The organism is Pseudomonas sp. SCB32, from assembly GCF_009189165.1.
Lineage (GTDB): Bacteria > Pseudomonadota > Gammaproteobacteria > Pseudomonadales > Pseudomonadaceae > Pseudomonas.
Window position 1 is genome coordinate 6255786 of the sequence record NZ_CP045118.1, and the last position, 25166, is coordinate 6280951.

Genomic DNA, 25166 nt, shown 5'->3' on the forward strand with positions numbered 1-25166 from the left:
ACCCGCCTTGGATGTAAGACATTTCCCATTTTGATGAAAATCGGCGCACAGGAGCCATTCTCCCGTGCGCCGGATCGTCACGGCTTGGGCACCAACGCCGGCAGCAGTTGGCGGGAGATCGCCTCGCGCACGGCGGGCAGCAGAGTGGCGTTGCCGACCAGCAGTTCTTCCACCAGGCGGCGCAGGGCCATGGAGCGTTCCGGGGTCAGGGCGCGCACGGCGTATTCGCAGGCTTGCTCCGCGCTGACGTCCGGCGGTACGGCGAAGCCCAGCGCCTGCAGGCGTTCACGGAAATCGTCCTGGTCGATCAGGTCGGCGTGCATCATGGCAGTTCTCCTGGGAGCGGCTTGGTTTCCACCGATTCTGGTAAGCCCGGCGAGGGGCGGCAAGCACCCGGCCGACGGAATGTCCTCAACGGGCAAGCACAGGTCGTTTTCGGCTAACCGCACCAACAACCCGACAGGCAGACTCCAAGCCATGCAGAACCCGCGCGCCGTGCCGGCCCGGGCTTTGAACACACTGAGAGGCCGACACCGGCTCGCTTTGTCCCCTGTCACGCGTCGGGCGTCCCAGGGGATTTTTTTTGCCCTCGCGCAATCGCTCGTCGATGGCTAGACGACCGTGCGGCAGTGCTGCCAGAAGGACTCGAAGCCCGGCGAGAGGAACTTGCAGCGCTGGCGCAGCATGTAGAAGCGCCGCCGCAGCGGTGGCAGGCTGCTGCGCAGTTCCACCAGCTTTCCCGACACAAGCTGTTCCTCCACTACCCAGCGCGACAGGCAGCTGATCCCCAGCCCAGCGGCGACGCTGTGCTTGATGGCTTCCGAGCTGCCCAGGTCCAGGCTGTCCTCCAGGTAGTGCAGGTGGCCCAGCAGGGCGTGGCTGACCTCCTCGCGCGTGCCCGAGCCCGGCTCGCGCAGCAGCCAGCGGGCGCGGCGCAGCGCCTCGCGGGAGACCTGCGTGTGCGACGCCAACGGGTGTCCCGGCGCCGCCACCACGATCAGGCTGTCCTCCAGCCAGGGCTCCACCAGCAGCCCTGGCTCGTGGCAGGGGCCTTCGATCAGGCCGATGTCCGCGGCGAAGGCCACCACGTCGCTCACCGCCGCACCGGTATTGCCGATGTGGGCGTTCACCCGCACACCCGGCTGCACCTGGTCGAACGACGCCAGCAGGCGCGGCAGCACGTAGTTGCCGATGGTGCTGCTGGCCGCCACCGTCAGGCTCGCCTGCGGAATATCAGAAGCTGTGAACTGCTGTTCCAGCTGCGTCATGGCATCCAGCAGGCGTTGCGCCTGGGGCAGGAAGCGGCGGCCGACCTCGCTCAGTTGCAGTCGCTTGCCGACCCGGTCGAACAAGCGCGTGGAGAGTTGCGACTCCAGCTCGTTGAGGGCGGCGCTGGTGGCCGACTGCGACAACGAAATGGATTCCGCCGCAGCCGTGGTGCTGCCAGTGCGGGCCACTGCGCAGAAGATCTGGAGCTGGCGAAAGCTGAGGGCCATGGGCTTATCTACCTGTTTTTCAGGTATTTAATACAGGAACTATTCATTTAACAAATTAATACCCGGCACTTACCGTGCTCCCCGTGACCTCACCTGAGGAGCGAAGGATGCACACCCTCACTGTCGAAACCGAAACCAGACCACTGGCCCGGTACCGCACCCCGCTGTTCTGCCTGCCTCTGGGCGCTGCCCTGGCCTGCGCGGCGGTCCTCCCCGGAATGCTCGCGTGGCCGTCCTGCAACGGCGCCTGCGTCCTGCTCCGACTGGTCCTGGTATGAAGGAGCCGAGCGCATGAGTGATTCCCGGCAGAGTGGCGGCTTCGATCGCCGCCAGTTCCTCCAGGCCGCCCTGCTCGCGGGTGCGGGCTTGGCCACCCAACCGCTCCAGGTATTGGCGGCAAACGTCGCCCGGCAGCCCTTCGGCAATGGCGATCGGGAGCTGATCGCCTATCCGCAGAAGCGCCCGCTGATGCGCATCACCACGCGTCCGCCGCACCTGGAAACGCCCTTCGAGGTGTTCGACGAGGGCCTGCTGACGCCCAACGACGCCTTCTTCGTGCGCTATCACCTGGCCAACATTCCCACCCGCATCGACCCGGCCGACTACCGCCTGCGCGTGCATGGCCAGGTGCGCCAGGCGCTGGACCTCGACCTTGCGACGCTGAAGTCGCTGGGCGAGGCCGTCACCGTGGTCGCCGTCAACCAGTGCTCCGGCAACAGCCGCGGTTACTTCGAGCCACGGGTCTTCGGTGCCCAGCTGGGCCACGGTTCGATGGGTAATGCGCGCTGGGTCGGCCTGCCGCTGCGCACGCTGCTGAACCATGCCGGTGTGCTGGATGGCGCGCGCCAGGTCACCTTCCGTGGGCTGGACCAGCCCGTGCTGCCGGCCACCCCGAGCATGACCAAGGCCATCGATATCGAGCACGCGCTGAGCGCCGAACCACTGATCGCCTGGAGTATGAACGGCGAGGACCTGCCCCTGCTCAATGGCTATCCGATCCGCCTGGTGCTGCCGGGTTACTTCGGTACCTACTGGATCAAGCACCTGAGCGAGATCGAGGTCATCGACCACGAATTCGACGGCTTCTTCATGCAGAAGGCCTACCGGGTCCCCGATAACGATTGCCAGTGCCTGCCGGCCGGCAGCGCGCTGACCAGCAGCCGCCCCATCGGCCGCCTGCCGGTGCGCTCGTTCGTGACCAGCCTGCGCGAGGGCCAGACCCTTCACCTGGGGCAGAACCAGGCCCTGCGCGGGATCGCCTTCGATGGCGGCAGCGGCATCCGCAGCGTGGAGATTTCCGATGACGGCGGGCGCAGCTGGCTGCCCACGCGACTCGGCGAAGACCTGGGCAACTACTCCTTCCGCGAATGGCGCACCGAGTGGAAGCCGCGCCAGAGAGGGGTCATTCACCTGCAAGTGCGGGCCCGGAACGCACGGGGCGACACGCAGCCGACGGAGCCGACCTGGAACCCCGGCGGCTATGCCCGTCACTCGATCGAATCACTGCCGTTGCACATCATCTAGAACGGGAACGCCTGCCATGCCTGCAATCAGATTCCTGCTCGCGCTCGCCTGCGCCGGCCTGCTGGCGGCAACGGCCGTCAGCGCCGAGCCGGTGAGCATCGAGTTGCCCAAGGAAACCGCGCGCCTGACGCCGTCGGAGCTGCCCGGCTACGCCATCGCCAACCAGAAATGCACCATTTGCCATTCGGCGGACTACATCCTGCTGCAGCCTCCGGGCATGAGCGAAAGCCAATGGCGCGGCGAAGTGGCGAAGATGCAGCACGCCTACGGGGCGCCCGTCGACGACCAGCAGGCCGATGTGATCGCGGCCTATCTGGCCGATACCTATTCCGGCAAGCCCCATGCGCAGACTGTCGCCGCGCAGGCGGCGACGCCCAGCCCGGCGAAGCAGGATGCCCGCAGCCTGCTCGACGCCAACGGCTGCCTGGGTTGCCACGCGCTCGACCGCACCGTGGTCGGCCCGGCCTACCAGGCGGTGGCAGGGCGCTACCGGGATGATCCGCAGGCGCTGCAGAGTGTGACCGAACACATTCGCCAGGGCGGGGTCGGTCGCTGGGGGCAGATCCCGATGCCGCCCTTCCCGGCGTTGGACGATGCGCAACTGAAGACACTCGCCGAGTTCATCCTCGGCCAGCCCACGCCCTAATCGCGGAGGAAGCCCTGCAGCGCTCGGTGAAGCGCCCGGTACAGGGCCTCCACCTCGTCCACGCCGCGCCCGCGCAAGGCGCCATGCACCAGGCCATGACCGGGGAAGAACTCGCTGTCGACTCCGGCCTCGCGCAACGCCATGCAGTAACGCTCGCCGTCGTCGCGCAGGGGATCGAATTCGGCGACGCCGACGAAGGCCGGCGGCAGACCGCTCAGGTCCGGCGCCAGCAATGGCAGGGCGAGTGGGTCGTGCCAGTCGGCGGGGCGGGAAATGTAGGTCGCCAGGTAGTTGTCGAGGTCGGCGCGGGACAACAGCGGCGCATCGGCACAGCTGTCACGCGAGGGGGTGTCGGCATTGCCCAATGCGGGATAGATCAGCGCCTGGGCGCGTGGCAGCGGCTCGCCGCCATCGCGCAAGGCGAGGCAGAGTGCGGCGCTGAGGTTGCCGCCAGCGCTGTCGCCGGCCACTAGCATGCGCTGTTTATCCACAGGCTCATCCAGGCCGTCACTGCGCAACCACCGCCACACCGCCAGGCTGTCGTGCAGGGCGGCAGGATAGGGATGCTCCGGCGCCAGCCGGTAGCTGACGGCGACCACCAGAATGCCCAGTTCAGCGGCCAGTTCGGCGCAGATCATGTCGTGGCTGCGCGCATTACCCAGCACCCATCCACCACCGTGCAGGTAGAGCAGGGTTGGCCAACCTGCGCTCGGGGACGATCCCTCGGGCCGGTAGAGACGCAGGTCGACCAGGCCATCCGGCTGCACATCTCGAATCGACAACCGCGCCGGGAGTGGCGGCGCGAAGGCGGCGGCCATCCGGTCATAGCCTTCACGCTGGGCGGCGAGGGAGGTGTCGGCCACGGCGAAGGATTCCGTCCGGGCGACGAAGGCGTGCATGGCGTCAGACAGCGGATAGCGTCGTGTCATCGGTGGTCATCCTGGCAGGCCGATGGTGCGCCCCACGTAGTCCGGGCGCGGCAGTGGGCGGTGCGCCTCGGCCAGCTGCAGCACGCGCTCCAGCACTTCGCCTTCGAAGGGCGCCGAACGTGCGCCGCCGTCGAGGCTCACGTGCAACAGCATCTGTTCGCTGGCGGCCAGGGCGAGGTCTTCGCCGGCGCGGTGCAGGCTGTGGAAAACGTGCAGGCGCTTGCGGTCGTGGGCGATCAGTTGGGTGCGTACTTCGACCTGTTCGCCTTCCTTCACTTCGTGCAGGTAGTTGAGGTGGACTTCGAGGGTGAACAGCGAGTTGTGGGTCTCGGCGCGGTTTTCCGCATCCAGGCCCAGGTGGTCCATCAGGGCATCGGTCGCGTAGCTGAACAGCAGCAGGTAGAAGGCATCGCGCAGGTGGCCGTTATAGTCGGTCCACTCACAGAGGATGGGGGTTTCGTAGGTTTTCAGGGCGTGCATGGCGTGGCGTCCGTCAGGCCCTCACCCCAGCCCTCTCCCAGAGGGAGAGGGGGTGGTCAGGAGCGGGTGGAAGTACTGAGGGTAGAACCTGATCAGGATTTCGCGAGCTGGCGCAGGACAAGGCGAGGAGCCGTCATGCCGACGCGCGGCAAATCCTGGCGGGCTCTTAGTCGGCGAAAGCGAAACCGTGTTTCGACTTGGTCTCCTTGATTGCGCCGAGCACCGCCAGCAGGCAGTCGTCGCGGTAGCGTTCCAGCTCGGCGATGCTGCGCGAGCCCTGCTGTTCGGAGGTACCTTCCACCACGCGATCGATCAGGGTTTCGGTCAGCTCCGGGGCCGGCAGGTAGGTCCAGGGCAACTGCAGCGCCGGGCCGAACTGGGCCATGAAGTGGCGCATCCCGGCGTTGCCGCCGGCCAGGGTGTAGGTGAGGAAGGTGCCCATGAAGGACCAGCGCAGGCCGGCGCCAAAGCGGATCGCGTCGTCAATCTCGCCGGTGCTGGCGACGCCGTCGTTGACCAGGTGCAGTGCCTCGCGCCACAGGGCTTCGAGCAGGCGGTCGGCGATGAAGCCGGGGACTTCCTTGCGCACGTGCAGCGGGCGCATGCCGAGGGATTCGTAGACCTTGATGGCGGCCTGCACCGCTTCCGGCGCGGTCTTCTCGCCGCCCACCACTTCCACCAGGGGCAGCAGGTAGACCGGGTTGAACGGGTGACCGACCACGCAGCGTTCGGGGTGCGTGGCGTCGGCGTAAAACTCGCTGGGCAGCAGGCCCGAGGTGCTGGAGCCGATCAGCGCGCTGGGACGTGCGGCGGCGCTGATCCTGGTGTGCAGCTCGCACTTGAGGTCGAGGCGTTCGGGGGCGCTTTCCTGGATGAAGTCGGCGTCGCGTACGCACTCTTCGATGGTGGCGACAAAACGCAGGCGCTCCTGCGAAGCGCCGGGGGCCAGGCCCGCTTTTTCCAAAGCCGGCCAGGCGTTGGCGATGCGCGCGCGCAGCGCGGCTTCGGCGCCGGGGGCCGGGTCCCAGGCGATGACGTCGAGGCCGTGGGCCAGGGCGCGGGCTACCCAGCCGCTGCCGATGACGCCGCTGCCGAGCGCGGCGAAGGTTTTGATTTGGGTGATGAAGGACATGGAAAGCACCTGCCATTTTCTGGGCCCCCGCGTTCGCGGGGGAGACGTGAAGGGAAGCCAGGACGCCGGTAGCTGGAGATTTGTCGGGCAAGTGGGCCCCCCTGACCGGCCAGCACACCGTGCGTCATCCCCGCGTTTGCGGGGGTGACGTGAAAGGAAGCCAGAACGCCGGGGGCTGGAGTTTTTCGGGCCAGTGGGAACCACCCATGACCAGCCAGCACACCGGGCGTCTTCCCCGCGAAGGCGGGGATCCAGAGAAGCCGTACTTCAGCGCGGCTTGAGGTTCATCTTCTTGCGCCCCTCGGCCGGGGTCAGGGCGCGGCCGCCGAGGCGTTCGATGATCTCGATGGCGCGTTCGACCAGTTGGCCGTTGCTGGCATGCACGCCACGGTCGAGCCAGATGTTGTCTTCCAGGCCCACGCGCACGTTGCCGCCCAGCAGCATGGCCTGGGCGACCATGGGCATCTGCGAGCGGCCGATGCCAAAGCCCGCCCAGGTCAGGCCGTCGGGGATGTTGTCGGCCATGGCCTTCATGGTGGTGGTGTCGGCCGGGGCGCCCCACGGGATGCCCAGGCAGATCTGGATCAGCGGGTCTTCCAGCAGGCCTTCCTTGAGCATCTGCTTGGCGAACCAGAGGTGGCCGGTATCGAAGATTTCCAGCTCGGCCTTCACGCCCAACTCGGTGATGCGCTTGGCACCGGCACGCAGTTGGGCCGGGGTGGAGACATAGATGAAGTCGCCGTCGCCGAAGTTGAGGGTGCCGCAGTCCAGGGTGCAGATTTCCGGCAGCAGCGCTTCGACGTGGGCCAGGCGCTCGATCGGGCCGACCAGGTCGGTGCCGGCGCCGAACTCCAGCGGCCGCTCGCCCTTGCCGATCTCCAGGTCACCGCCCATGCCGGCGGTGAGGTTGATGATGACGTCAGTGTCGCTCTCGCGGATGCGCTCCACCACTTCGCGATACAGGTTCACGTCGCGGCTGGGCTTGCCGGTCAGCGGGTCGCGGACGTGGCAGTGGGCGACGGTGGCGCCAGCCTTGGCGGCCTCGATGGCGGCGGCGGCGATTTCCTTGGGGGTGACGGGGATGGCCGGGTGCTTGCCGACGGTGTCGCCGGCGCCGGTCACCGCGCAGGTGACGATGACTTCGTAGTTCACGGTGGCACTCCTTCTTGTGGTCGAGCGGAACCCCTGCGCGGCGGTGCGCAGGGAGTCCTGCAGGGAGTTACTTGAGCGAGATCTGGACGGCGCCGAGGCCGGGCTTGCCGTCGAAGGTGGTCACGCCGTCGAGCCACTTCTGCAGGGACTCGGGGTGCGCCTTGAGCCATGCCTTGGCGGCATCCACCGGCTGCGTGCGGTCGAGGATCGGCGCCATCACCTGGCTGACCTGCTCGCTGGTGAAGCTCAGGTTGTGCAGGAGCTTGGCGACGTTGCCGCACTGCTGCTGGTAGCCGCTGGCGGTCATGATCGAGACGGTGGCGGAGCCTTCGTTGGGACCGAACACGTCGTCGCTGCCGGTGAGGTATTTCATGTCGATCTGCAGGTTCATCGGGTGCGGCTTCCAGCCGAAGAACACCACCCACTGATTGCGCTTGATGGCGCGTTTGACCGCGGTGAGCATGCCGGCCTCGCTGGACTCGACGATCTGGAAGCCCTTCAGGCCGAACTTGTCCTTGGCGATCATGTCCGCGGTGATGCGGTTGGAACCGCTGCCCGGCTCGATCAGATAGATCTTGTTGTCGAGCTTGTCCTTGAACTTGGCGATGTCGGCGAAGGTTTTCAGGCCTCCGTCGTAGACGTAGGTCGGCACGGCGTAGGTGGACTGCGCGTCGGGCAGGGTCGGCGGGGTGATGACTTCGATCTGCTGCTTGTCGAGGTAGGGCTTGGCGACCGGTTGCATGGTCGGCTGCCAGTAGCCGAGGAAGAGGTCGAGCTGCTTGTCGGCCATGCCGGCAAGAACGATCTGCTGCGAGGCGCTGGTCTGCTTGACCTTGTAGCCCAGGCCATCGAGGACGGCTTCGGCGATGGCACTGCTGGCCACCACGTCGGTCCAGTTCACCGATCCCATGCGCACGTTCTGGCATTGCGCGGGCTCGGCGGCCCAGGTGGTGTTGGCGGCGACTAACAGCGCGGCGCAGCCGACCGCTTTGATCGTTGACTTCATGACATCTCCCACAAGGTCTTTGCGACGTTGGTTATCGTTGTTGTTTGTCATGCGGTCCCTCACGGCGGGACTGGTGTTCACGTTACGCAGCCAAAGCCCCCACGAATCGCACTGGGGCGACCAGCTCTTGCACAGCAGCGACCTCCCCGATTGCCAGCGCCGGCGAATTGCACTATGCCAATCGAACGCGCCAATCGGACGCCTCCCGGCCGCCTTGAATCGCACGGTACCCGCCATGTCCCAAGACTTCTGGTTCCTGCTGTTGCCCGGCTTTTCCGTGATGGGTTTCGTCTCCGCCGTGGAGCCGCTGCGCGTGGCCAACCGCTTTCGCGGCGAGCTGTATCGCTGGCACCTGATGAGCCCCGACGGCGGGCCGGTGCTGGCCAGCAACGGTATGTCGATGAATGCCGACAGCGGCCTGGAAGCGCTCAAGCCGGGCGACACGCTGCTGGTGGTGGCGGGCTTCGAACCGCTGCGCGCCTGCACCCCGGCGCTGCTGCATTGGCTGAAGCGGCTCGACCGCGACGGCGTGACCCTGGGCGGTATCGACACCGGCAGCTTCGTGCTCGCCGAGGCCGGGCTGCTGGCGCGCCAGCGCTGCACGGTGCACTGGGAGGCGCTGGAGGCCTTCCGGGAAACTTATCCACAAGTGGAGGCGACCCAGGAGCTGTTCGAGATCGACGGCCCGCGCATCACCTCCGCCGGCGGCACGGCGTCCATCGACCTGATGCTCGACCTGATCGCCCAGGCCCACGGCCCGGAGCTGGCGGTGCAGGTCTCCGAGCAGTTCGTGGTCGGTCGCATCCGCACCCGCCAGGATCACCAGCGCCTGCAGGTGGCCAGCCGCTATGGGGTGAGCAATCGCAAGCTGGTGCAGGTGATCGGCGAGATGGAGCGCCACACCGAGCCACCGCTGTCCACACTGGAGCTGGCCGAACACATCCGGGTCACCCGGCGCCAGCTGGAGCGGCTGTTCCGCCTGTACCTGCACGACACGCCGTCGAACTTCTACCTCGGCCTGCGCCTGGACAAGGCGCGCCAGCTATTGCGACAGACCGACATGAGCGTGCTGGAGGTCGGCGTGGCCTGTGGGTTCGAGACACCCTCCTACCTGTCGCGCAGCTACCGGGCGAAGTTCGGGGTGTGCCCGAGCCAAGACCGGGTGGGGTTGCGCAAGACGACTGCGAAGGCAGTTTCCCCGCCGGCCTGATGTCCTTGAAGGAGCAACTGTCTTTTGGGCTATTCGCTGCGCTCACCCTTCGGGCCGCACTGAAGTGCGTTCAGCGCAAGCGCTGGCCCGAAGGGGAATCACCCAGAAAACGGTGTAGGAGCGGGCCATGCGCGCGATTCGCGGGCAGGGCCCGCTCCTACAGGGGGCATTGCCGTACGGAAAGACCGCCAAAGCGTGATTGGCAATATCCGTGGGATCACCGTCATTTACCCCATCAGGGGCCAGGCGGAGTATGGAGACCAGGTTCCAACCCTCACTGCCTACCGGAGACCATCATGAGCGAAGCCCGTCCCCCTCTTCCCCCGTTCACCCGGGAATCCGCCATCCAGAAAGTCCGCCTCGCCGAAGACGCCTGGAACAGCCGCGACCCGCAGCGCGTCTCGCTGGCCTATACACCGGACAGCCACTGGCGCAACCGCGCGACCTTCCTCTTGGGCCGCGAGCAGATCGTCGAGTTCCTCACGGCCAAATGGGTCCGCGAACTGGAATACCGACTGATCAAGGAACTCTGGGCCTTCACCGACAACCGTATCGCGGTGCGCTTCGCCTACGAGTGGCACGACGACTCGGGCAACTGGTTCCGCTCCTACGGCAACGAGAACTGGGCGTTCGACGAGAACGGCCTGATGGCCGAGCGACGCGCCAGCATCAACGACCTGCCGATCCGCGAGGACCAGCGCCTGTTCCGCTGGCCGCAAGGACGCCGGCCGGACGATCATCCGTCGCTAAGCGATCTGGGGCTGTAACCGGCAGGAGACGGGACGGCAGGGAACTCGTAGAGCGTCTATCTATGGGGTTGCAGCGTGGGAATCTGTTCGCCTGCTCACGAATTTGCGCCAGCATGGGAAACCAGCAATGCAAGTCCGCGCATACCGCTGGCGCTGCACTATCGTTGAACGCAGCTCTTTCAAGGAAGGTTCCTACCATGGTTCTACGCCCGCTCCTGTCATCCCTTGCCCTGGCCATCGGCCTGGCGCACGGCCTCCCCATTGCAATGGCGGCCGATACCCCGCCACCCGCCGCGCAGGCACCAGCCGCCACGGAGCTGAAGTGGCCGCGCGACTTCGCCCTGGGTGATCAGCACGTGCAGATCTTCCAGCCCCAGATCGAAACCTGGGACGGCGCCCGCATGAGCGGCCGCGCCGCGATTGCCGTGGGCGCCGCCAACGCCGCGCCGACCTATGGCGTGGCGCAGTTCTCCGCCGCCGCCGCCGTCGACAAGGCCAGCGGCCTGGTGCAGCTCACCGATATCCGCATCGACAAGGTGGAAGTCCCCACCGAGCCGGACAGCGTCGGCAAGGTGCACGACGCCCTGGTGGCGCACCTGCCCAAGGACGGCCTGACCGTCTCCCTGGACGAGCTCCAGGCCAGCTACGCGGTGAACCAGCAGCTGGACAAGCTGCGTCACGTCGAGGTGAAGAACGACGCGCCGCAGATCGTTTTCGCCGCCACCCCGACCGTGCTGGTGATGATCGACGGCCAGCCGGACTGGCATTCGCTCCCGGGCAGCGACTTCGAGCATGTGATCAACAGCCGTGTGCTGATCCTGCGTGACGCCCAGGGCAACAACTACCTGCACGCGGCAGGTAACTGGTACACGTCGCAGTCGCTGGACGGTAACTGGCTGGTGCTGAGCCAGCCGCCCCAGGCGCTGCTCAACGCCCAGCAGATCGCCAGCAAGAACGGCCCGGTGGATGCGTTACTGCCCAAGGACGGCAAGGCGCCGGCGAAGGCGCCGGCGGTGCTGGTCGCCACCCAGCCCACCGAACTGATCGTCAGCGACGGCACCGCGCAGATGGCCCCGGTCGACGGCGTCAGCCTGCTGACCATGCAGAACGCCGACCACGCGGTGTTCGTCGACCCCACCCACAACACCTGGTACGTGCTGGTCTCCGGCCGCTGGTTCAGCGGCCCCGGTGACAAGGGCCCGTGGCGCTATGTCGAGGGCAAGGACCTGCCCGCCGATTTCGCCAAGATCTCGCCCAAGGACCCGAAGGCCAACGTACTGGTTTCGGTGCCCGGCACGCCGCAGGCCAAGGAGGCCGCCATCGCCGCGAGCATCCCGCAGACCGCCACCGTCTCGCGCAGCAAGACGACCTTGAAGGTGAACTACGACGGCACGCCGAACTTCCAGCCGATCAGCGGCACCAGCCTGCACTACGCGGTGAACAGCCCGACGCCGGTGATCGAAGTGGCGCCCAACCAATTCTACGCGGTGAGCAATGGCGTCTGGTTCGTCTCCCCCAGCGCCGCTGGCGCCTGGCAGGTGGCAACCGAAGTGCCGGCGGTGATCTACAGCATCCCACCCAGCTCGCCGGTGTACTACGTGACCTACGTGCACATCTACTCGGTCACCCCGCAGACCGTGGTCGTGGGCTACACGCCCGGCTACCTGGGGGTGGTGGTGAACAGCTCGGGCACCGTGGTCTACGGTACCGGCTACACCTATCCGGCGTACGTCAGCAGCACCGTGTACTACGGCTACCCACCGACCTACGGCTACGGCGCCGGCTTTGCCGTCGGCGCGCTGACCGGGTTCGCCTTCGGCTATGCCGCCGGCGCCTACTGGGGCGCGCCACAACCCTACTGGGGCCCGTACTGGGGTCCCTACCCGGCCGGCGGCTGGAGCTATACCAACATCAACCAGGCGAACTTCTACGGGCGCTGGGGCCAGGGCTCGGTCAGCCACGCCTACGGCTACAACGGCTGGACCGGCACCCAGTGGCAGGGCAGCTCGGCGGTCGGCTACAACCCGCGCACCGGCACGCACTTCCAGGGCACCCAGGGCGCGGCCTTCAACCCCTACACCAACCAGAGCGCAGCCGGCCGCCGGGGCGCCTACGCCAATGCTTCCACCGGCATGTCCGGCGCGGGCCGCAGCGGTGCCGCCATCGACCACGACAACGGCAACTTCGAAGCGGGCCGCCAGGTGGCCACGCACAACGCGCAGACCGGCCGCACCACCATCGCCCAGAACGGCATCAAGGGTAACGTCAACGACGACCCAAGCAGCTTCGACCACCAGCACCAGGGCGTCAGCTACAACCGTCGCACCGGCAATGGCGTGGCCTGGAACAACGGCGACGTCTACGCCGGCCATGATGGCAACGTCTACCAGCACACCCAGGATGGCGGCTGGCAGCAGCACACCAGCAACGGTTGGCAGCCCGTCCAGCCGAGCCAGAGCAACGTACGCAGCCAGCTCGACCAGCAGATGCAATCCCGCCAGGTCGGCCAGCAGCGCTTCGGCCAGACCCAGCGTCAGTGGGGCGGCGGCGGGTTCGGCGGAGGGCACTTCGGCGGCGGCGGATTCCGTCGCTGACGCTGTGGACAAGGTTTTCCACACCCTGAACGGCTGTGGAAAACCTGGCGAGCAAGGCTGAGGAACTTATCCACACGCCTTGATCTCTCCCTCGCCGGCTCGGCAAGATGCCCGCTTCCACCCACCTCGCGGGGTCGCCGTGACCGCTCTGTTCCAGGCCCTCTGGCCGTTGTTCGCGCTGATCGTCGGCGGCTATGTGCTGCGTCGCAAGGGATTCCCCGGCGAGGCGTTCTGGCCCGCCGCCGAGCGGCTCAACTACTTCCTCCTGTTCCCCGCGTTGCTGGCCAGCAGCCTGGCCAATGCGCCGTTGAACGATCCCGGCCTGGCCCGTCAGGCGCTGGCGGTGATGCTTGGCCTGGGTGCCGCGTGGGTGGCCCTGCTGATCGTCAAGCGCCTGCGCGGCTGGAGCGCGGCGCGCTTCGGCGCCATCGCCCAGGGTGTGCTGCGCTTCAACACCTACCTGGGACTGGCCGCCGTGGGCAGCCTGTACGGCAAGCCGGGGCTGACCCTGGCCGCTCTGATGCTGGCGCTGATGGTGCCGACGGTGAACGTGATGTCGGTGTGGGCCCTGACCGCCGAACGCGGCATCAGCCTGCGCGGACTGCTGCTGCCGATCGTGAAGAACCCGCTGATCCTCGCCTGCGTGGTCGGTGCGCTGCTCAATGTGAGCGGCATCGGCCTGCCCGGCGGCAGCGACCGTCTGCTCAACCTGCTGGCGGTAGCGAGCCTGCCACTGGGCCTGCTCTGCGTGGGCGCGGCACTGCAACCGCAGGAACTGCGCGCGGAGGTCTCGGCACTGGGCTGGAACTGCGCGATCCGCCTGCTGGCGATGCCGCTGCTGGCCTTCGCCATCGCCCGTCTGCTGGCCCTGCCGACGCTGGAAAGCGCCCTGCTGGTGCTGTTCTTCGCCCTGCCCACCGCGCCGACGGCCTACGTGCTCACCCGCCAGCTGGGCGGCGAAAGCCATCTGATGGCGGGGATCATCACCCTGCAGACGCTGCTGGCGGGCGCCAGCCTGCTGGTGGTGATGGGGGCAATCCAGGCGCTGGCCTGATTGCCTTTCCCCTGTAGGAGCGGGCCATGCCCGCTATCCGACCGGTAGGTCGGTGCCACGAAAATCGCGGGCATGGCCCGCTCCTACGGGTAAATCCCTGGCACCTGAAACTTATCCACACGCCGCTCCTTCGCCCCCCGATCAACGGCACCACCACGCGAAAGCCTGCTGAAAGCTTGAACCCCTAGCATCGCCGCCCTCGGCCCTCCCGGCCGCACAAAAACAACAATCGGTGATCGCCATGTTCCATTGCCTGTCCTCCCCCGCTCCGTCCGCTCCGCGCCCATTCATCCACAGCCTTCGCTGATCCCGCGCCGACACGGAGTTATCCCCATGCTGACTTTCCTCGCCTTCGCCATGGTGGCGACCTTCATGTTCCTGATCATGACCAAGCGACTGTCGGCGCTGATCGCGCTGATCCTGGTCCCGATCGCCTTCGCCCTGCTCGGTGGCTTCGCCAAGGGCCTGGGGCCGATGATGCTGGACGGCATCCGCACCCTGGCGCCGACCGGGGTGATGCTGATGTTCGCCATCCTCTACTTCGCCATCATGATCGACTCGGGCCTGTTCGATCCGGCGGTGCGCAAGATCCTCAAGCTGGTGAAAGGTGACCCGCTGAAGGTCTCGATGGGCACTGCCGCCCTGGCGATGATCGTCTCGCTCGATGGCGACGGCTCGACCACCTACATGATCTGCGTGGCCGCCGTGCTGCCGCTCTACAGCCGTCTGGGCATGAGCCCGCTGCTGATGGCCTGTCTGATCATGCTTTCCAGCGGCGTGCTGAACATGACGCCCTGGGGCGGCCCCACCGCGCGCGCGGCCAGCGCGCTGCACGTGGACCCGGCGGACATCTTCGTGCCGATGATCCCGGCCATGCTCGCCGGCATCGTGGCGATCTTCGCCATCGCCTGGGTCTACGGCAAACGCGAGCGCGCCCGCCTGGGCGAATTGCACCTGCCGACCGATAACCAGGCTCTGGCCGAGGTCAGCGTCTCGCAGTATCCCGACGCACGTCGGCCGACGCTGCTGTGGTTCAACGGCGCCCTCACGCTGGTGCTGATGGCCACGCTGATCGCCGGTCTTCTGACGATGCCGGTTCTCTTCATGATCGCCTTCGGGATCGCGATGATCGTGAACTATCCCTGCATCCTGGAGCAGAAGAAACGCATCGGCGCACACGCTGAGAACGTTCTGGCGGTGGTCTCGCTGATCTTCGCCGCCGGGGTGTTCACTGGCATCCTGCAGGGCACCGGCATGGTCGAGGCAATGTCCAAGGGCCTGCTGGCGGTGATTCCGCCATCGCTGGGGCCGTATCTTGCGACCATCACGGCGCTGGTGAGCATGCCGTTCACCTTCTTCATGTCGAACGACGCTTTCTACTACGGCGTGCTCCCGGTACTCTCCCAGGCCGCCGCGCAGTACGGCATCACCCCGGTGGAAATGGCCCGCGCCTCCATCGTCGGCCAGCCGGTACACCTGCTCAGCCCACTGGTGCCCTCGACCTACCTGCTGGTAGGCCTGGCCAAGGTGGACTTCGGCGACCACCAGCGCTTCACCCTCAAATGGGCCGTGCTGGTCTGCCTGGCGATCCTCGCCGCCGCCCTCGCCCTGGGCCTGTTCCCCCTGTTCAACGACTGACTCGAGTAACCCGCAATGGAATGGCTGACCAGCCCCGAAATCTGGATTGCGTTCTTCACCCTGACTGCCCTGGAGATCGTCCTGGGCATCGACAACATCATCATGATCTCCATCCTGGTCGGCCGCATGCCCAAGCACATGCAGCCGCGCACGCGCTTCTTCGGACTGGCGCTGGCGATGGTCACGCGCATCCTGTTGCTGCTGTCGATCACCTGGGTGATGCGCCTGACCGCCGACCTGTTCCACGTCTTCGGCCAGGGGATTTCCGGGCGTGACCTGATCCTGTTCTTCGGCGGCCTGTTCCTCCTGTGGAAAAGCAGCACCGAGATCTACCACGGCCTGGAAGGCGAGGACGAAGCCGAGGGCGAGCCCGGGAGCATGATGGGCGGCTTCGTCGGCACCATCATCCAGATCGCCATCATCGACATCGTGTTTTCCCTGGATTCGGTGATCACCGCCGTGGGCATGGTTTCCAACGTGCCGGTGATGGTCGCCGCGATCGTCGTCGCCGTGCTGGTGATGATGCTGGCGGCCGGCGCCATCAGCGATTTCATCGACAAGCACCCGTCGCTGAAGATGCTCGCGCTGTCCTTCCTGATCGTAGTCGGCACCGTGCTGATCGCCGAGGCCTTCGAAGTCCATGTGCCCAAGGGCTATGTCTACTTCGCCATGGCCTTCTCGCTGGCGGTGGAAGCGCTGAACATCCGCATGCGCACCCTGCGCGGCCGCAAGGACGTGGAGCCGGTGAAGCTGCGCAAGGATATTCCCGGCGCCTGAGCCACAGCCGGGCGACTCCCGACCGGGCTAGCCACAGCCCGGTTTATCCACAGGCTGATGCCTTCAAGGGCGCGCGACCGGCTGCGGCCAGTTCAGCACGCCCTTGGTGGAAAAGCGCACCGTGCCGAACAGCCCACCGGCCAGCTTGCCGTTGATCTCGTAGGGCATGCCCTGGCGTGGCGGCCCGCCGGACAGGCTCCAGGCTTGGCGGATGGCGGAGAACGCCGAGATGCTCACCGGTACGCTGATCACTTTCTCGCCAAAGCGCGGCACCTGTCCGCTGGCATCGCTGACCCCGCTGGCCAGCGGCTGGCCGTTCACCGCCAGGTCCAGGGCGATGCCGTGGTAGTCGATGGCGTCCTCATTGGGGTTCTGCACTCGCAGCTTCACCGCGAAGCGCGCCTCCATGCCCTGCCCGGCGATGGGCTCCAGCCCGACCAGGTCGACCCGCAACGGGTCGCGACCGCCGAACAGGGTGCTGCACGCGCCCAGCGCCAGCAGCAGGGTGATCAGTCCGCCTCGCCGCAGGATTTCCCGAATACCTCGCATGCACACTCCTTGCTGATGGATGGTCCATTCGCCGGGCCGATGCCCGGCGCGTTGCTGTTCCGGTCATTTACCCACAGGGTATGGCAGAGCCTCTGTTCCGGGCCAGACGCACGCGGTGAACCGTTCGCCGTCTCGCTGCCACATCATGCCGCACGATGGCACAGGATCAGCTTTACTCAAGCACAGGAACCCCAGCGAATCAGGCATTTGGCGAACCCCAAGGGAAAAACACGGGTCTACCCAAAGAGTTGGATGACAACGCCTGAACGCTGCCGTGTCCTTATCGGCCTTCCGCGCTATCGGGTTGCGGGCGAGGTCGTCGGGGGCTGTTGAGGTCAGCGGCCCCGGAAAGCGTGAGGGGGCCCGACATGCTCAAACTGCTCGATCTGCTCTCTGCCGTCGCCCTGCTGGTGTGGGGCACGCATATCGTCCGCACCGGTATTCTCAGGGTCTATGGCACCCATCTACGCCGCGTGCTGAGCCACAGCGTGCAGAAGCGGCCACTGGCCTTCGCCGCCGGCATCGGCGTGACGGCCCTGGTGCAGAGCAGCAACGCCACTGCGCTGCTGGCCACCTCCTTCGTCGCCACCGGCCTGATGGCGCTGGCGCCGGCCCTGGCGATCATGCTCGGTGCGGATGTCGGTACGGCGCTGATGGCGCGAGTGCTGACGCTGGACCTGTCCTGGCTCTCGCCGCTGCTGATCTTCTTCGGGGTGATCCTCTTCCTCAGCCGCAAGCAGAGCCGCGCCGGGCAACTCGGCCGGGTATTCATCGGCCTGGGGCTGATCATCCTGGCGCTGCAACTGATCGTGGCCGCCGCCGAGCCCATGACCCAGGCCAAGGGCGTCAAGGTGCTGTTCTCCAGCCTGACCGGCGATGTGATGCTCGATGCGCTGACCGGCGCGCTGTTCGCCATGATCTCCTACTCCAGCCTGGCCGCCGTGCTGCTCGCAGCGACCCTGGCCACGTCCAAGGTGATCTCGCTGAAGGTCGCGCTGTGCCTGGTGGTCGGCGCCAACCTCGGCAGCGGCATCCTCGCCCTGATCAGCTCGGCCTCGCAGAATGCCGCCGGCCGGCGCGTGGCGCTGGGCAGCCTGCTGTTCAAGTTCGCCGGCTGCCTGCTGGTGCTGCCGCTGGTGGGGCCGGTGGCCCACTGGATGGACGACTGGCCGTTCCGAACCCAGGAGCTGGTGATCGCCTTCCATGTGCTCTACAACGCCACCCGCTGCCTGGCCTGCCTGCCGCTCACCGAACAGATGGCGCAGCTGTGCACGCGGCTGATGCCTGACCGGCAGTCGCCCGAAGACACCGTGCGGCCTCGCCACCTCGACCCGGCGGCGCTGGACACGCCGAGCCTGGCGCTGGTCAACGCGGTGCGCGAGACCCTGCGCATGGGCGATATCGTCGAGCAGATGCTGAATCACCTGATGCAGGTTATCCACAGCGGCGATCCCCTGCTCGCCAAGCAGATCCGCAAGCAGGATGACGATGTCGACGCGCTCTATACCGCGATCAAGCTGTACCTGGCGCGCATGCCTCGCGAGGACCTCGGCGAGCGCGACAGCCGCCGCTGGGCGGAGATCATCGAGCTTACGATCAACCTGGAGCAGGCCGGCGACATCATCGAGCACATGCTCGGCGCCGTGCAGGACAAGAAGACCTCGCGCAGCCGCTCGTTCTCGGACAACGGCCTGGAAGAGATCACCGCGCTGCACGGACAACTGGTCAGCAACCTGCGCCTCGCCCTGTCGGTATTCCTCAACGGCAACCAGGAAGGCGCCCGGCGCCTGCGCCGGGCCAAGCAGCGCTTCCGCCTGCAGGAGCGCCACTACGCCCATGCCCACGTCGATCGCCTGCGCCAGCAGGTGGTGCAAAGCATCGAGACCAGCTCGCTGCACCTGGACCTGATCAGCGACATGAAGCGCCTGAACTCGCTGTTCTGCGCCATTGCCTATGCTGTGCTGGACAACCCGGACGATAGCGCGCGAGACGTCAGCGAAGCCGAGGACTTCGTCGAACCTGAAGTCGAGCCGTTGCAGGCACAGCAATCACCGACACCCAGCTCACGGGTGACCGGTTGAACCAGGGCAACGACCGGGCCTTTCCGCGCGGCAGTCACCGGGCGCCGCGCGGAGCCGCGAACAACAGGTTACCCCCGGCCCAGGGTTAGGGCAGAATTCGCCGCCATGGACGAACGCTCTCAAACACACCGCACCCCCTCGGTCAGCGCCAGCCTGACCCAGGCCGTGCTGTTGGCCGCGGCCCGCCTGGGTCTAGACCGCGATGCGCTGCTCGCCGCCAGCGGTCTGAAGGAAGCCCAGCTCGGCGATCCGGACGCGCGCATCGAATTCCCCTACCAGGAGCGGCTCTGGGAAACGATCCAGGCCCGCCTGCCCAACCCTGAGCCCGGCCTGGCGCTGGGCCGTGCACTGTCGCCGGCGTCCTTCAGCGCCCTGGGCTACCTGTTGCAAAGCAGCACGACCCTGGGCGAAGCCCTGGAGTCGGCCCTGCGCTATCAGCGCCTGGTAGGCGAAGGCGGACAGGTGACGATCGAGGCGCACCCCGAGGTCATCTGGGTCGCCTACCGCCCGCTCAATCCCGAGCAGCCCGCCACCCGCGCCCGCGCCCTGGCCTTGCTGGGATTCTGGGCGCGCCAGCTCAAGGCGCTGCTGCCCGCCCTGCAGCTTGCCGGCTGCCGTTTCATGCACAGCCCGCCGGAACAGCTCGACGACTACGCAACGGCCTTCGCCTGCCCACTGCACTTCGAGGCCCAGGACTATGCCCTGGGCCTGCCCAAGGCCATCGTCGGCGTTGCCCTGCCGCAGGCCAATGCGCCCCTGCGCGATCTGCTGCGCCAACACGCCGAAGGTCTGCTGGCGCGCCTGCCCAGCGCCAGCGTCAGCGGCCGGGTCGTCGCCCTGCTCAGCGAGCAACTCACCCGCGGCGAACCGGGTCGCGCGGCGCTGGCCAACGAGCTGGGCCTGAGCGAGCGCACCCTGCAGCGGCGCCTGTCGGAAGAAGGCAGCAGTTATCAACAGCTGCTCGCCGACACCCGGCGGCAACTGGCGGAGCGCTATCTCAGCGAGGGCAACTTGCCCGCCACCGACATCGCCGCGCTGCTCGGCTATTCCGAACCCAGCGTGTTCTTCCGTGCCTTCCGTCACTGGACAGGCCTGACGCCGGGCGAGTACCGCCAGCGGCGCCGCCTCTCGGGCAGCTGAAGGCCTGCGGCCCTGAACTCCGCCACGGGCCGCTTTTCACAGGTTTATCTACAAGTTATACACAGACTGATCGACAGGGTTGGAGGTCAGCCGTTCATGCCACGGGCATCGAGGAATGCCTGGAACGCTTCCCGGCTGGAGTAACGCGGCTGATAACCGAACTCCTCCTTGAGCCTGCGGTTGTCCAGCACCGGCCGGTAGCGCAGGAAGTCCACCTGTTCCGGGCCGTACGGCGACAGCCCCAGCGGCTTGAGCAGGCCAAGCCCGGCGCGCAGCAGTGGGGCCGGCCAGGCTCGGTAGGGTTTACCGAGCAGTTCCGCGATTTCGCGCAGCGACAGCGCACCATCGCCCGCCAGGTTGTAGATGCCCTCGCGGCCCTGCTCCAGCCCCTGGCGGATGACGTTGACCACATCCTGGTCCCAGATGAATACGAAGCGGCTGGGATGGCCGGTGACGCCCAGGAGCTTGCGCTGGCCGAACAGTTCGATGAGTGGGTTATGCACACGCCGGCCGAGGATGGTGCCCGGCCTCAGGACCAGTTGCTTGAGCTGTGGATAACGCTTGCGCATATCGGCCAGCAACTGCTCGACTGCCTGCTTGTGGCGCACATGCAGGAAGCGCGGATGGCTCCGCAGCGGCTGGCTCTCGTCGATCCACTCGGCGTTGTCGGGGTGATAGCCGTAAGCAGCTCCGGAACTGGTGACGATCAGCTGCTGCACACCAGCTTCGCAGGCGGCTTCGATCAGCGTCTTGGTGCCGCCGACCTCGATGGCGTATAGCTGCGCCTCGGTCATCTCGCGCGGAGGATTGATGACCGCGGCCAGGTGCACGATCGCATCGGGGCGCCATTTATCCATGCAGTGCCTCACCTTGGAGGGCACGCTGATGTCCAGCTGAAGCGGCTCGATGTTCGGGCGCAGCCCCTGCAGACTCAGGCAGCGGACATCGGCTGCGATCAGTGTCCAGTCGAGATGCTGCACAGCCAGGTCGTTGAGCAGACTCTGGCCAAGGAAACCGGCCGCACCGGTAATCAGGACACGCATGGAGCCTCCAAATCGCTTCATCCACGACCACGGCGTGATCCGCCGTGACCAGAGGGTAATTCCGCCTCGCTCCCCCCACAGTGACGATAGAAGTCATCGGCGATGATGCAAGAGGCCAGCCGTAGAGCGGATAACGGGTAGGTTCGCGCCGGTCAATCCGCTATTCTCGTCGCTTTGCGTTCAGGCTCCGCTCATGCGCTGGTTGTTGTTACCCCTGCTGTCCCTGCTGTTTGCTGGTTGGTCGCACGCCGATCAGCGACAGACGGTCGAGGCCTATCAGCTGGCAAACGGCATGGGCGTACTGTTCAAGCCCACCCGCGAAAAGGGCCACGTCGCCATCCGTCTGATCGTCGGCGTCGGCTTCAGCGACTTTTCCTGTCATGACCGCCAGTTGCCGCACCTGATGGAACACCTGTTCTTCAGCGGCCTGGACGGCGGCGACGAAGCCGACCTGGAAGCCCGCATGCAGGCCCTGGGTGGCCAGTGGAACGCCTATACCAGTGAAGGCGATACTGCCTTCGTCGTCGAGTCGCCGGCCGCCACCCAGCGCCAGGTGCTCGACCTGCTTCTGGAAGCCATCACCCGCACCCAGCTGGATGCCCACAAGATCGCTTCGGCCAAGCAGGTGCTGGTGCGGGAGGACGGCGGCCATTATTCGCACCTGCAGCGCTGGCTCGACCACCAGAACGTCAGCCGCGCCGGACAGGAACAGCTCGCCGTAGAGCTGGGCCTCGCCTGCGCCGAGCGCGCACCGGTCGGGCACCTGAGCCAGGAGCAGCTGGAGCAGTTGCGCAAGGATTGGTACGTGCCGAGCAACATGACGCTGATCATCGTCGGTGACCTCGACCCGCGCCTGCCGGTGTATCTGGGCCACAGTTATGGCGCGCTGGTCGATCACGACACCCCGGAACGCCGCGAGGTGCCGGTGATGAAGGGTCCCGCCGAGCGCCAGCGCACGCTGACCACCAGCCTGTTCGGCGAAAGCGCGGTACTGCACTGGATATTCCCGGAGCCCGAAGACGCCGATGGCGCGTCCCTCGACCTCCTGCAGGCCTACCTGAACGATGCGCTCTATACCGATCTGCGGGTGCGCCGTGAGCTGTCGTACGGTCCGTGGAGCGAGCGCAGCGCCTGGGCCAACCAGGGATTCCTGAGCCTGAACGCCGACATCGAGCGTGACGACCAGGACGCCACGCTCAAGGCATTGCGCGAGGTGGTGGACAAGATTCGCCACGACGGCCTGGACCCGGCGCGCTTCAGCCGAATCCAGCGCGTGGCCCGCGCCCAGCTGGCCTGGAGTACACCGGGTAACTCGACGCTGGCGGACTATTACTGGGGAGCACTGGCGGATTTCGACGACGGTCGCTTCCCCGACGAGGACAAACGCCTGGCGAAGGTCAGCCTGCAGCAGGTGAACGAGCTGGCACAGCAGCTGTTCAAGGATGACGGCTACCTGCGTATCGAAAAGCCATTGCTCGACGACGATGCCGTCTATCCGCTGGCCGCCGTGGCGACGCTGCTGGTTGCCGTGCTGCTGGGTCTGGCGTTGTGGCGCCGGCGAGGCTGAGGCCCCGCCGGAGCAGGGAACTTACAGGGCCAGGCGACGAACCACCTGGCAGGCGTCTTCCGGATCGAGTTGGGCGCGGAAGCCCAGCTCACGGGACATGTCGCGCATGTCGCGGTCCATGGAAGAGTCGATGGAGTACATCTGGCTGAAGCCATTGCGCTTGGCGACATCGATCAGGTGGCGCATCAGCGCGACATCCAGGCCCAGCTGCTTCCACTCATCGGCGATGGTCACCGCACACTCGCATTGCTGGCCATCCACCGCCGCGTAACGGCTGATGCCGACCTCCCGCAGCTCACCGTCGACATGGGTCAGCGCGATGAAGGCCATGGTGCGCTGGTAATCCACGTCCATCAGGCGGTCGAGCAGCTTGTCGTCGATCTTCACCTCGCCGTGGAAGCGGAATTTGCGGGTCATGGGCGACAGACGCTCGAGGAACAGGCGCTCGCGTTCCCGGTCTTCCGAGCGCAGCGGGCGGATCAGCACATGGCTGCCGTCATCGAGGGTCTCTATCCAGTGATCGGCGCCTACAGCCGCGAGGGCTGCAAGCTCCGCAGGGTTGCTGTGGGTCATCATGACGTGGTCTCCGCTGGCGAAGAGGGATTGGGATGACCCTATCCTTCGCCCTCCACGCGCGGGCAAGCCTGACTTGCGTCAAGCCGGCCCGGGTCCGCCGTGAGACAGAACGCCGCAGCCGCGTCAGTCACCCGCGGCTGCCAGCGCGCCCTCCCGCAGGCGACCGCCCTTGCGGAACAGCACCAGGGTGGCGAGCAGGCCGAGCGTTGCTGCGCCGCTGAGCCAGAGGCCCGGCGCGGCCTTGTTGTCCAGGGTGTGGATAAGCCAGGTGCAAACGGCCGGAGTGAAGCCGCCGAACGTGGCGGTGGCCAGGCTGTAGGCCAGGGAGAAGCCGGTGGTGCGCACGTCCGCCGGCATGATCTCGGTGAGCGCAACGACCATGGCGCCGTTGTAGCTGCCGTAGAGGAAGGAGAGCCATAGCTCCACTTCCAGCAGGCGCGCAAAGCTCGGCGCGGCCACCAGCCAGGACAGCATCGGGTAGGCCGTGACCAGCGCCAGCACGGTGGCCGCGAGCAGCAACGGCTTGCGCCCGATGCGGTCGGACAGCGCGCCCATCAGCGGCAGCCAGATGAAGTTGGACAGGCCCACGCACATGGTCACCAGCAGACTGTCGAAGTCCGACAGGTGCAACTCGTTCTTGCCGAAGGTCGGGGTGTAGGCGGTGATCAGGTAGAAGGACACCGTGGTCATCACCACCATGGCGGTGCCGGCCAGTACCAGGCCGAAGTTCCGGCCAATGGAGCGCAGCACCTCGGACAGGCTCGGGTGATGCTTGCGCTTCTGGAACTCAGGGGTTTCTTCCAGGGAACGGCGGATGATGAACAGCGCCGGAACGATCAGGCAACCGACGAAGAACGGCACGCGCCAGCCCCACTCGCCCATGTCCTGCGGGCTCAGCCAGTGGTTGAGGAGCACACCGAGCAGGCCGGCGAACACCACCGCGACCTGCTGGCTGGCGGACTGCCAGCTGACGAAGAATCCGCGCTTGTCGGGCGTGGCGATTTCCGCCAGGTACACCGAGACCCCGCCCAGCTCGACGCCGGCGGAGAAGCCCTGCAACAGGCGGCCCAGCAGCACCAGAAGCGGCGCCGCCACACCCAGGGTCCCATAGCCGGGCACGAAGGCGATCAGCAACGTGCCCATGGCCATCAGGCCGAGGGTGATGATCAGGCCCTGGCGGCGACCGTGGCGGTCGATATAGGCACCGAGGAAGATCGCGCCCAGCGGCCGCATCAGGAAACCGGCACCGAAGGTCGCCAGCGATAGCATCAGGGAGGCGAAGGCGTCGTCGCCGGGGAAGAACGTCTTGGCAATGGCGGTGGCGTAAAAGCCATACACCATGAAGTCGTACATCTCGAGAAAGTTACCACTCACGACACGGAAGACGGCTTTGGCTTTGGAATTATTCGGGGCCATGACGACATCACTCAGGCTGACATACGGGAGACTTCCACGGAGGAAAGTCGCAGCTCGCCGACAGGCTGCAGGCAGGCACTTATCGGTCGATATATTTGTAACCATATGTGTAGCGGAGTCGTTCGACAATCAAAAACAGCGGTCAGGCCCCATGTTTCATGGGATTGAAAGGTTCATGAAAGCTTCGCTACCGCTCGTCTGGAAATGAAAACTTATCTACCAAATCACAGTTTTCAATAAAACATATAAATGCACTTCAAATAAGTTGACCACTTAAAAAAGTTGAAACTCAAAACAACAATTAAGGAATATTTCTCTTATCGAGATAAGTTCCGAAAGAAATCCATCTGCACGAATCTCAAATTTATATAAGAAATTCCCTAAAATAATCGTTAGCTTTTCCTACA

At 66.1% G+C, this 25166-nt stretch carries 22 protein-coding genes; 11 read left to right on the forward strand and 11 right to left on the reverse strand.

The window, feature by feature from the left end; all coding sequences use genetic code 11:
- Nucleotides 1–77: 77 nt before the first annotated feature.
- Together GA645_RS28455 and GA645_RS28460 are read right to left on the reverse strand one after the other, a co-directional pair.
- Nucleotides 78–326 (reverse strand): hypothetical protein, encoded by a 249-nt coding sequence (locus GA645_RS28455; RefSeq protein WP_152227738.1) that lies wholly within the window; start codon nt 324–326, stop codon nt 78–80.
- A 285-nt stretch (nt 327–611) separates the two neighbouring features.
- A complete protein-coding gene (locus tag GA645_RS28460; RefSeq protein ID WP_152227740.1) occupies nt 612–1496 on the reverse strand; it encodes a LysR family transcriptional regulator in 885 nt (294 codons plus the stop codon).
- 291 nt (nt 1497–1787) lie between these two features.
- Between GA645_RS28460 and GA645_RS28465 the strand changes: the two genes are divergently transcribed.
- Together GA645_RS28465 and GA645_RS28470 are read left to right on the forward strand one after the other, a co-directional pair.
- Nucleotides 1788–3020, forward strand: coding sequence for a molybdopterin-dependent oxidoreductase (locus GA645_RS28465; RefSeq protein WP_152227742.1), 1233 nt, complete (start codon nt 1788–1790; stop codon nt 3018–3020).
- 16 nt (nt 3021–3036) lie between these two features.
- Nucleotides 3037–3666 (forward strand): c-type cytochrome, encoded by a 630-nt coding sequence (locus GA645_RS28470; protein WP_152227744.1) that lies wholly within the window; start codon nt 3037–3039, stop codon nt 3664–3666.
- Here the strand turns inward: GA645_RS28470 and GA645_RS28475 are convergent.
- The 5 genes from GA645_RS28475 to GA645_RS28495 form a co-directional block, all read right to left on the reverse strand.
- Complete coding sequence (locus GA645_RS28475) at nt 3663–4595, reverse strand: alpha/beta hydrolase (RefSeq protein WP_152227746.1); 933 nt, start codon at nt 4593–4595, stop codon at nt 3663–3665. The two genes, GA645_RS28470 and GA645_RS28475, sit on opposite strands and share 4 nt — an antisense overlap.
- Nucleotides 4596–4601: 6 nt before the next feature.
- On the reverse strand, nt 4602–5075 hold the full coding sequence (locus GA645_RS28480) for a thioesterase family protein (RefSeq protein ID WP_152227748.1): 474 nt from the start codon (nt 5073–5075) through the stop codon (nt 4602–4604).
- Nucleotides 5076–5241: 166 nt separating this feature from the next.
- Nucleotides 5242–6207 (reverse strand): L-carnitine dehydrogenase, encoded by a 966-nt coding sequence (locus GA645_RS28485; RefSeq protein WP_152227750.1) that lies wholly within the window; start codon nt 6205–6207, stop codon nt 5242–5244.
- Between the two features lie 267 nt (nt 6208–6474).
- Nucleotides 6475–7359, reverse strand: a complete 885-nt coding sequence (locus GA645_RS28490; protein WP_152227752.1) for a 3-keto-5-aminohexanoate cleavage protein — start codon at nt 7357–7359, stop codon at nt 6475–6477.
- Nucleotides 7360–7426: 67 nt separating this feature from the next.
- Nucleotides 7427–8365 (reverse strand): choline ABC transporter substrate-binding protein, encoded by a 939-nt coding sequence (locus GA645_RS28495; protein WP_152227754.1) that lies wholly within the window; start codon nt 8363–8365, stop codon nt 7427–7429.
- Between the two features lie 235 nt (nt 8366–8600).
- Between GA645_RS28495 and GA645_RS28500 the strand changes: the two genes are divergently transcribed.
- The 6 genes from GA645_RS28500 to GA645_RS28525 all read left to right on the forward strand — a co-directional run bounded on the left by GA645_RS28500 (nt 8601) and on the right by GA645_RS28525 (nt 16387).
- On the forward strand, nt 8601–9575 hold the full coding sequence (locus tag GA645_RS28500; RefSeq protein WP_152227756.1) for a GlxA family transcriptional regulator: 975 nt from the start codon (nt 8601–8603) through the stop codon (nt 9573–9575).
- A gap of 296 nt (nt 9576–9871) precedes the next feature.
- The gene (locus tag GA645_RS28505; RefSeq protein WP_152227758.1) at nt 9872–10342 is read left to right on the forward strand and encodes a nuclear transport factor 2 family protein; all 471 of its coding nucleotides are present in this window, start codon (nt 9872–9874) and stop codon (nt 10340–10342) included.
- Between the two features lie 179 nt (nt 10343–10521).
- Nucleotides 10522–12918 carry a carbohydrate-binding family V/XII gene (locus GA645_RS28510; protein WP_152227760.1) on the forward strand — a complete coding sequence of 799 codons (2397 nt, stop codon included), beginning with the start codon at nt 10522–10524 and terminating at the stop codon, nt 12916–12918.
- Between the two features lie 82 nt (nt 12919–13000).
- Complete coding sequence (locus GA645_RS28515) at nt 13001–13972, forward strand: AEC family transporter (RefSeq protein ID WP_178119639.1); 972 nt, start codon at nt 13001–13003, stop codon at nt 13970–13972.
- Between the two features lie 333 nt (nt 13973–14305).
- Nucleotides 14306–15610: a CitMHS family transporter gene (locus tag GA645_RS28520; RefSeq protein WP_152227764.1), complete on the forward strand. Its 1305-nt coding sequence runs from the start codon at nt 14306–14308 to the stop codon at nt 15608–15610.
- A gap of 15 nt (nt 15611–15625) precedes the next feature.
- Nucleotides 15626–16387: a TerC family protein gene (locus GA645_RS28525; protein ID WP_152227766.1), complete on the forward strand. Its 762-nt coding sequence runs from the start codon at nt 15626–15628 to the stop codon at nt 16385–16387.
- A gap of 63 nt (nt 16388–16450) precedes the next feature.
- On the opposite strand, the gene GA645_RS28530 is transcribed toward GA645_RS28525, so the two are convergent.
- A complete protein-coding gene (locus GA645_RS28530; protein WP_152227767.1) occupies nt 16451–16936 on the reverse strand; it encodes an LEA type 2 family protein in 486 nt (161 codons plus the stop codon).
- Nucleotides 16937–17304: 368 nt separating this feature from the next.
- Between GA645_RS28530 and GA645_RS28535 the strand changes: the two genes are divergently transcribed.
- Both GA645_RS28535 and GA645_RS28540 read left to right on the forward strand, forming a co-directional pair.
- Complete coding sequence (locus GA645_RS28535; protein WP_152227769.1) at nt 17305–19017, forward strand: Na/Pi cotransporter family protein; 1713 nt, start codon at nt 17305–17307, stop codon at nt 19015–19017.
- Nucleotides 19018–19122: 105 nt separating this feature from the next.
- On the forward strand, nt 19123–20157 hold the full coding sequence (locus GA645_RS28540) for an AraC family transcriptional regulator (protein ID WP_152227771.1): 1035 nt from the start codon (nt 19123–19125) through the stop codon (nt 20155–20157).
- A gap of 86 nt (nt 20158–20243) precedes the next feature.
- On the opposite strand, the gene GA645_RS28545 is transcribed toward GA645_RS28540, so the two are convergent.
- On the reverse strand, nt 20244–21200 hold the full coding sequence (locus GA645_RS28545; protein ID WP_152227773.1) for an NAD-dependent epimerase/dehydratase family protein: 957 nt from the start codon (nt 21198–21200) through the stop codon (nt 20244–20246).
- A gap of 193 nt (nt 21201–21393) precedes the next feature.
- Here GA645_RS28545 and GA645_RS28550 point away from each other — a divergent pair, with 193 nt between their 5' ends.
- Entirely contained in the window at nt 21394–22767 is a 1374-nt protein-coding gene (locus tag GA645_RS28550) for a pitrilysin family protein (protein ID WP_152227775.1), read from the forward strand.
- Nucleotides 22768–22788: 21 nt separating this feature from the next.
- Here the strand turns inward: GA645_RS28550 and GA645_RS28555 are convergent, their stop codons facing one another.
- Together GA645_RS28555 and GA645_RS28560 are read right to left on the reverse strand one after the other, a co-directional pair.
- The gene (locus tag GA645_RS28555) at nt 22789–23343 is read right to left on the reverse strand and encodes a GNAT family N-acetyltransferase (RefSeq protein WP_152227777.1); all 555 of its coding nucleotides are present in this window, start codon (nt 23341–23343) and stop codon (nt 22789–22791) included.
- A 123-nt stretch (nt 23344–23466) separates the two neighbouring features.
- A complete protein-coding gene (locus GA645_RS28560) occupies nt 23467–24759 on the reverse strand; it encodes an MFS transporter (RefSeq protein ID WP_152227779.1) in 1293 nt (430 codons plus the stop codon).
- Between the last annotated feature and the right edge of the window lie 407 nt (nt 24760–25166).

Bases quoted from the DNA above. Each gene is read 5' to 3' on its own strand.
- GA645_RS28535 (WP_152227769.1), top strand. From the start codon at position 17,305: ATGCTCAAACTGCTCGATCTGCTCTCTGCCGTCGCCCTGCTGGTGTGG.
- GA645_RS28550 (WP_152227775.1), top strand. From the start codon at position 21,394: ATGCGCTGGTTGTTGTTACCCCTGCTGTCCCTGCTGTTTGCTGGTTGG.
- GA645_RS28505 (WP_152227758.1), top strand. From the start codon at position 9,872: ATGAGCGAAGCCCGTCCCCCTCTTCCCCCGTTCACCCGGGAATCCGCC.
- GA645_RS28455 (WP_152227738.1), bottom strand. From the start codon at position 326: ATGATGCACGCCGACCTGATCGACCAGGACGATTTCCGTGAACGCCTG.
- GA645_RS28510 (WP_152227760.1), top strand. From the start codon at position 10,522: ATGGTTCTACGCCCGCTCCTGTCATCCCTTGCCCTGGCCATCGGCCTG.
- GA645_RS28480 (WP_152227748.1), bottom strand. From the start codon at position 5,075: ATGCACGCCCTGAAAACCTACGAAACCCCCATCCTCTGTGAGTGGACC.
- GA645_RS28545 (WP_152227773.1), bottom strand. From the start codon at position 21,200: ATGCGTGTCCTGATTACCGGTGCGGCCGGTTTCCTTGGCCAGAGTCTG.
- GA645_RS28520 (WP_152227764.1), top strand. From the start codon at position 14,306: ATGCTGACTTTCCTCGCCTTCGCCATGGTGGCGACCTTCATGTTCCTG.
- GA645_RS28500 (WP_152227756.1), top strand. From the start codon at position 8,601: ATGTCCCAAGACTTCTGGTTCCTGCTGTTGCCCGGCTTTTCCGTGATG.
- GA645_RS28475 (WP_152227746.1), bottom strand. From the start codon at position 4,595: ATGACACGACGCTATCCGCTGTCTGACGCCATGCACGCCTTCGTCGCC.
- GA645_RS28460 (WP_152227740.1), bottom strand. From the start codon at position 1,496: ATGGCCCTCAGCTTTCGCCAGCTCCAGATCTTCTGCGCAGTGGCCCGC.
- GA645_RS28540 (WP_152227771.1), top strand. From the start codon at position 19,123: ATGGACGAACGCTCTCAAACACACCGCACCCCCTCGGTCAGCGCCAGC.
- GA645_RS28485 (WP_152227750.1), bottom strand. From the start codon at position 6,207: ATGTCCTTCATCACCCAAATCAAAACCTTCGCCGCGCTCGGCAGCGGC.
- GA645_RS28560 (WP_152227779.1), bottom strand. From the start codon at position 24,759: ATGGCCCCGAATAATTCCAAAGCCAAAGCCGTCTTCCGTGTCGTGAGT.
- GA645_RS28495 (WP_152227754.1), bottom strand. From the start codon at position 8,365: ATGAAGTCAACGATCAAAGCGGTCGGCTGCGCCGCGCTGTTAGTCGCC.
- GA645_RS28530 (WP_152227767.1), bottom strand. From the start codon at position 16,936: ATGCGAGGTATTCGGGAAATCCTGCGGCGAGGCGGACTGATCACCCTG.
- GA645_RS28470 (WP_152227744.1), top strand. From the start codon at position 3,037: ATGCCTGCAATCAGATTCCTGCTCGCGCTCGCCTGCGCCGGCCTGCTG.
- GA645_RS28465 (WP_152227742.1), top strand. From the start codon at position 1,788: ATGAGTGATTCCCGGCAGAGTGGCGGCTTCGATCGCCGCCAGTTCCTC.
- GA645_RS28525 (WP_152227766.1), top strand. From the start codon at position 15,626: ATGGAATGGCTGACCAGCCCCGAAATCTGGATTGCGTTCTTCACCCTG.
- GA645_RS28555 (WP_152227777.1), bottom strand. From the start codon at position 23,343: ATGATGACCCACAGCAACCCTGCGGAGCTTGCAGCCCTCGCGGCTGTA.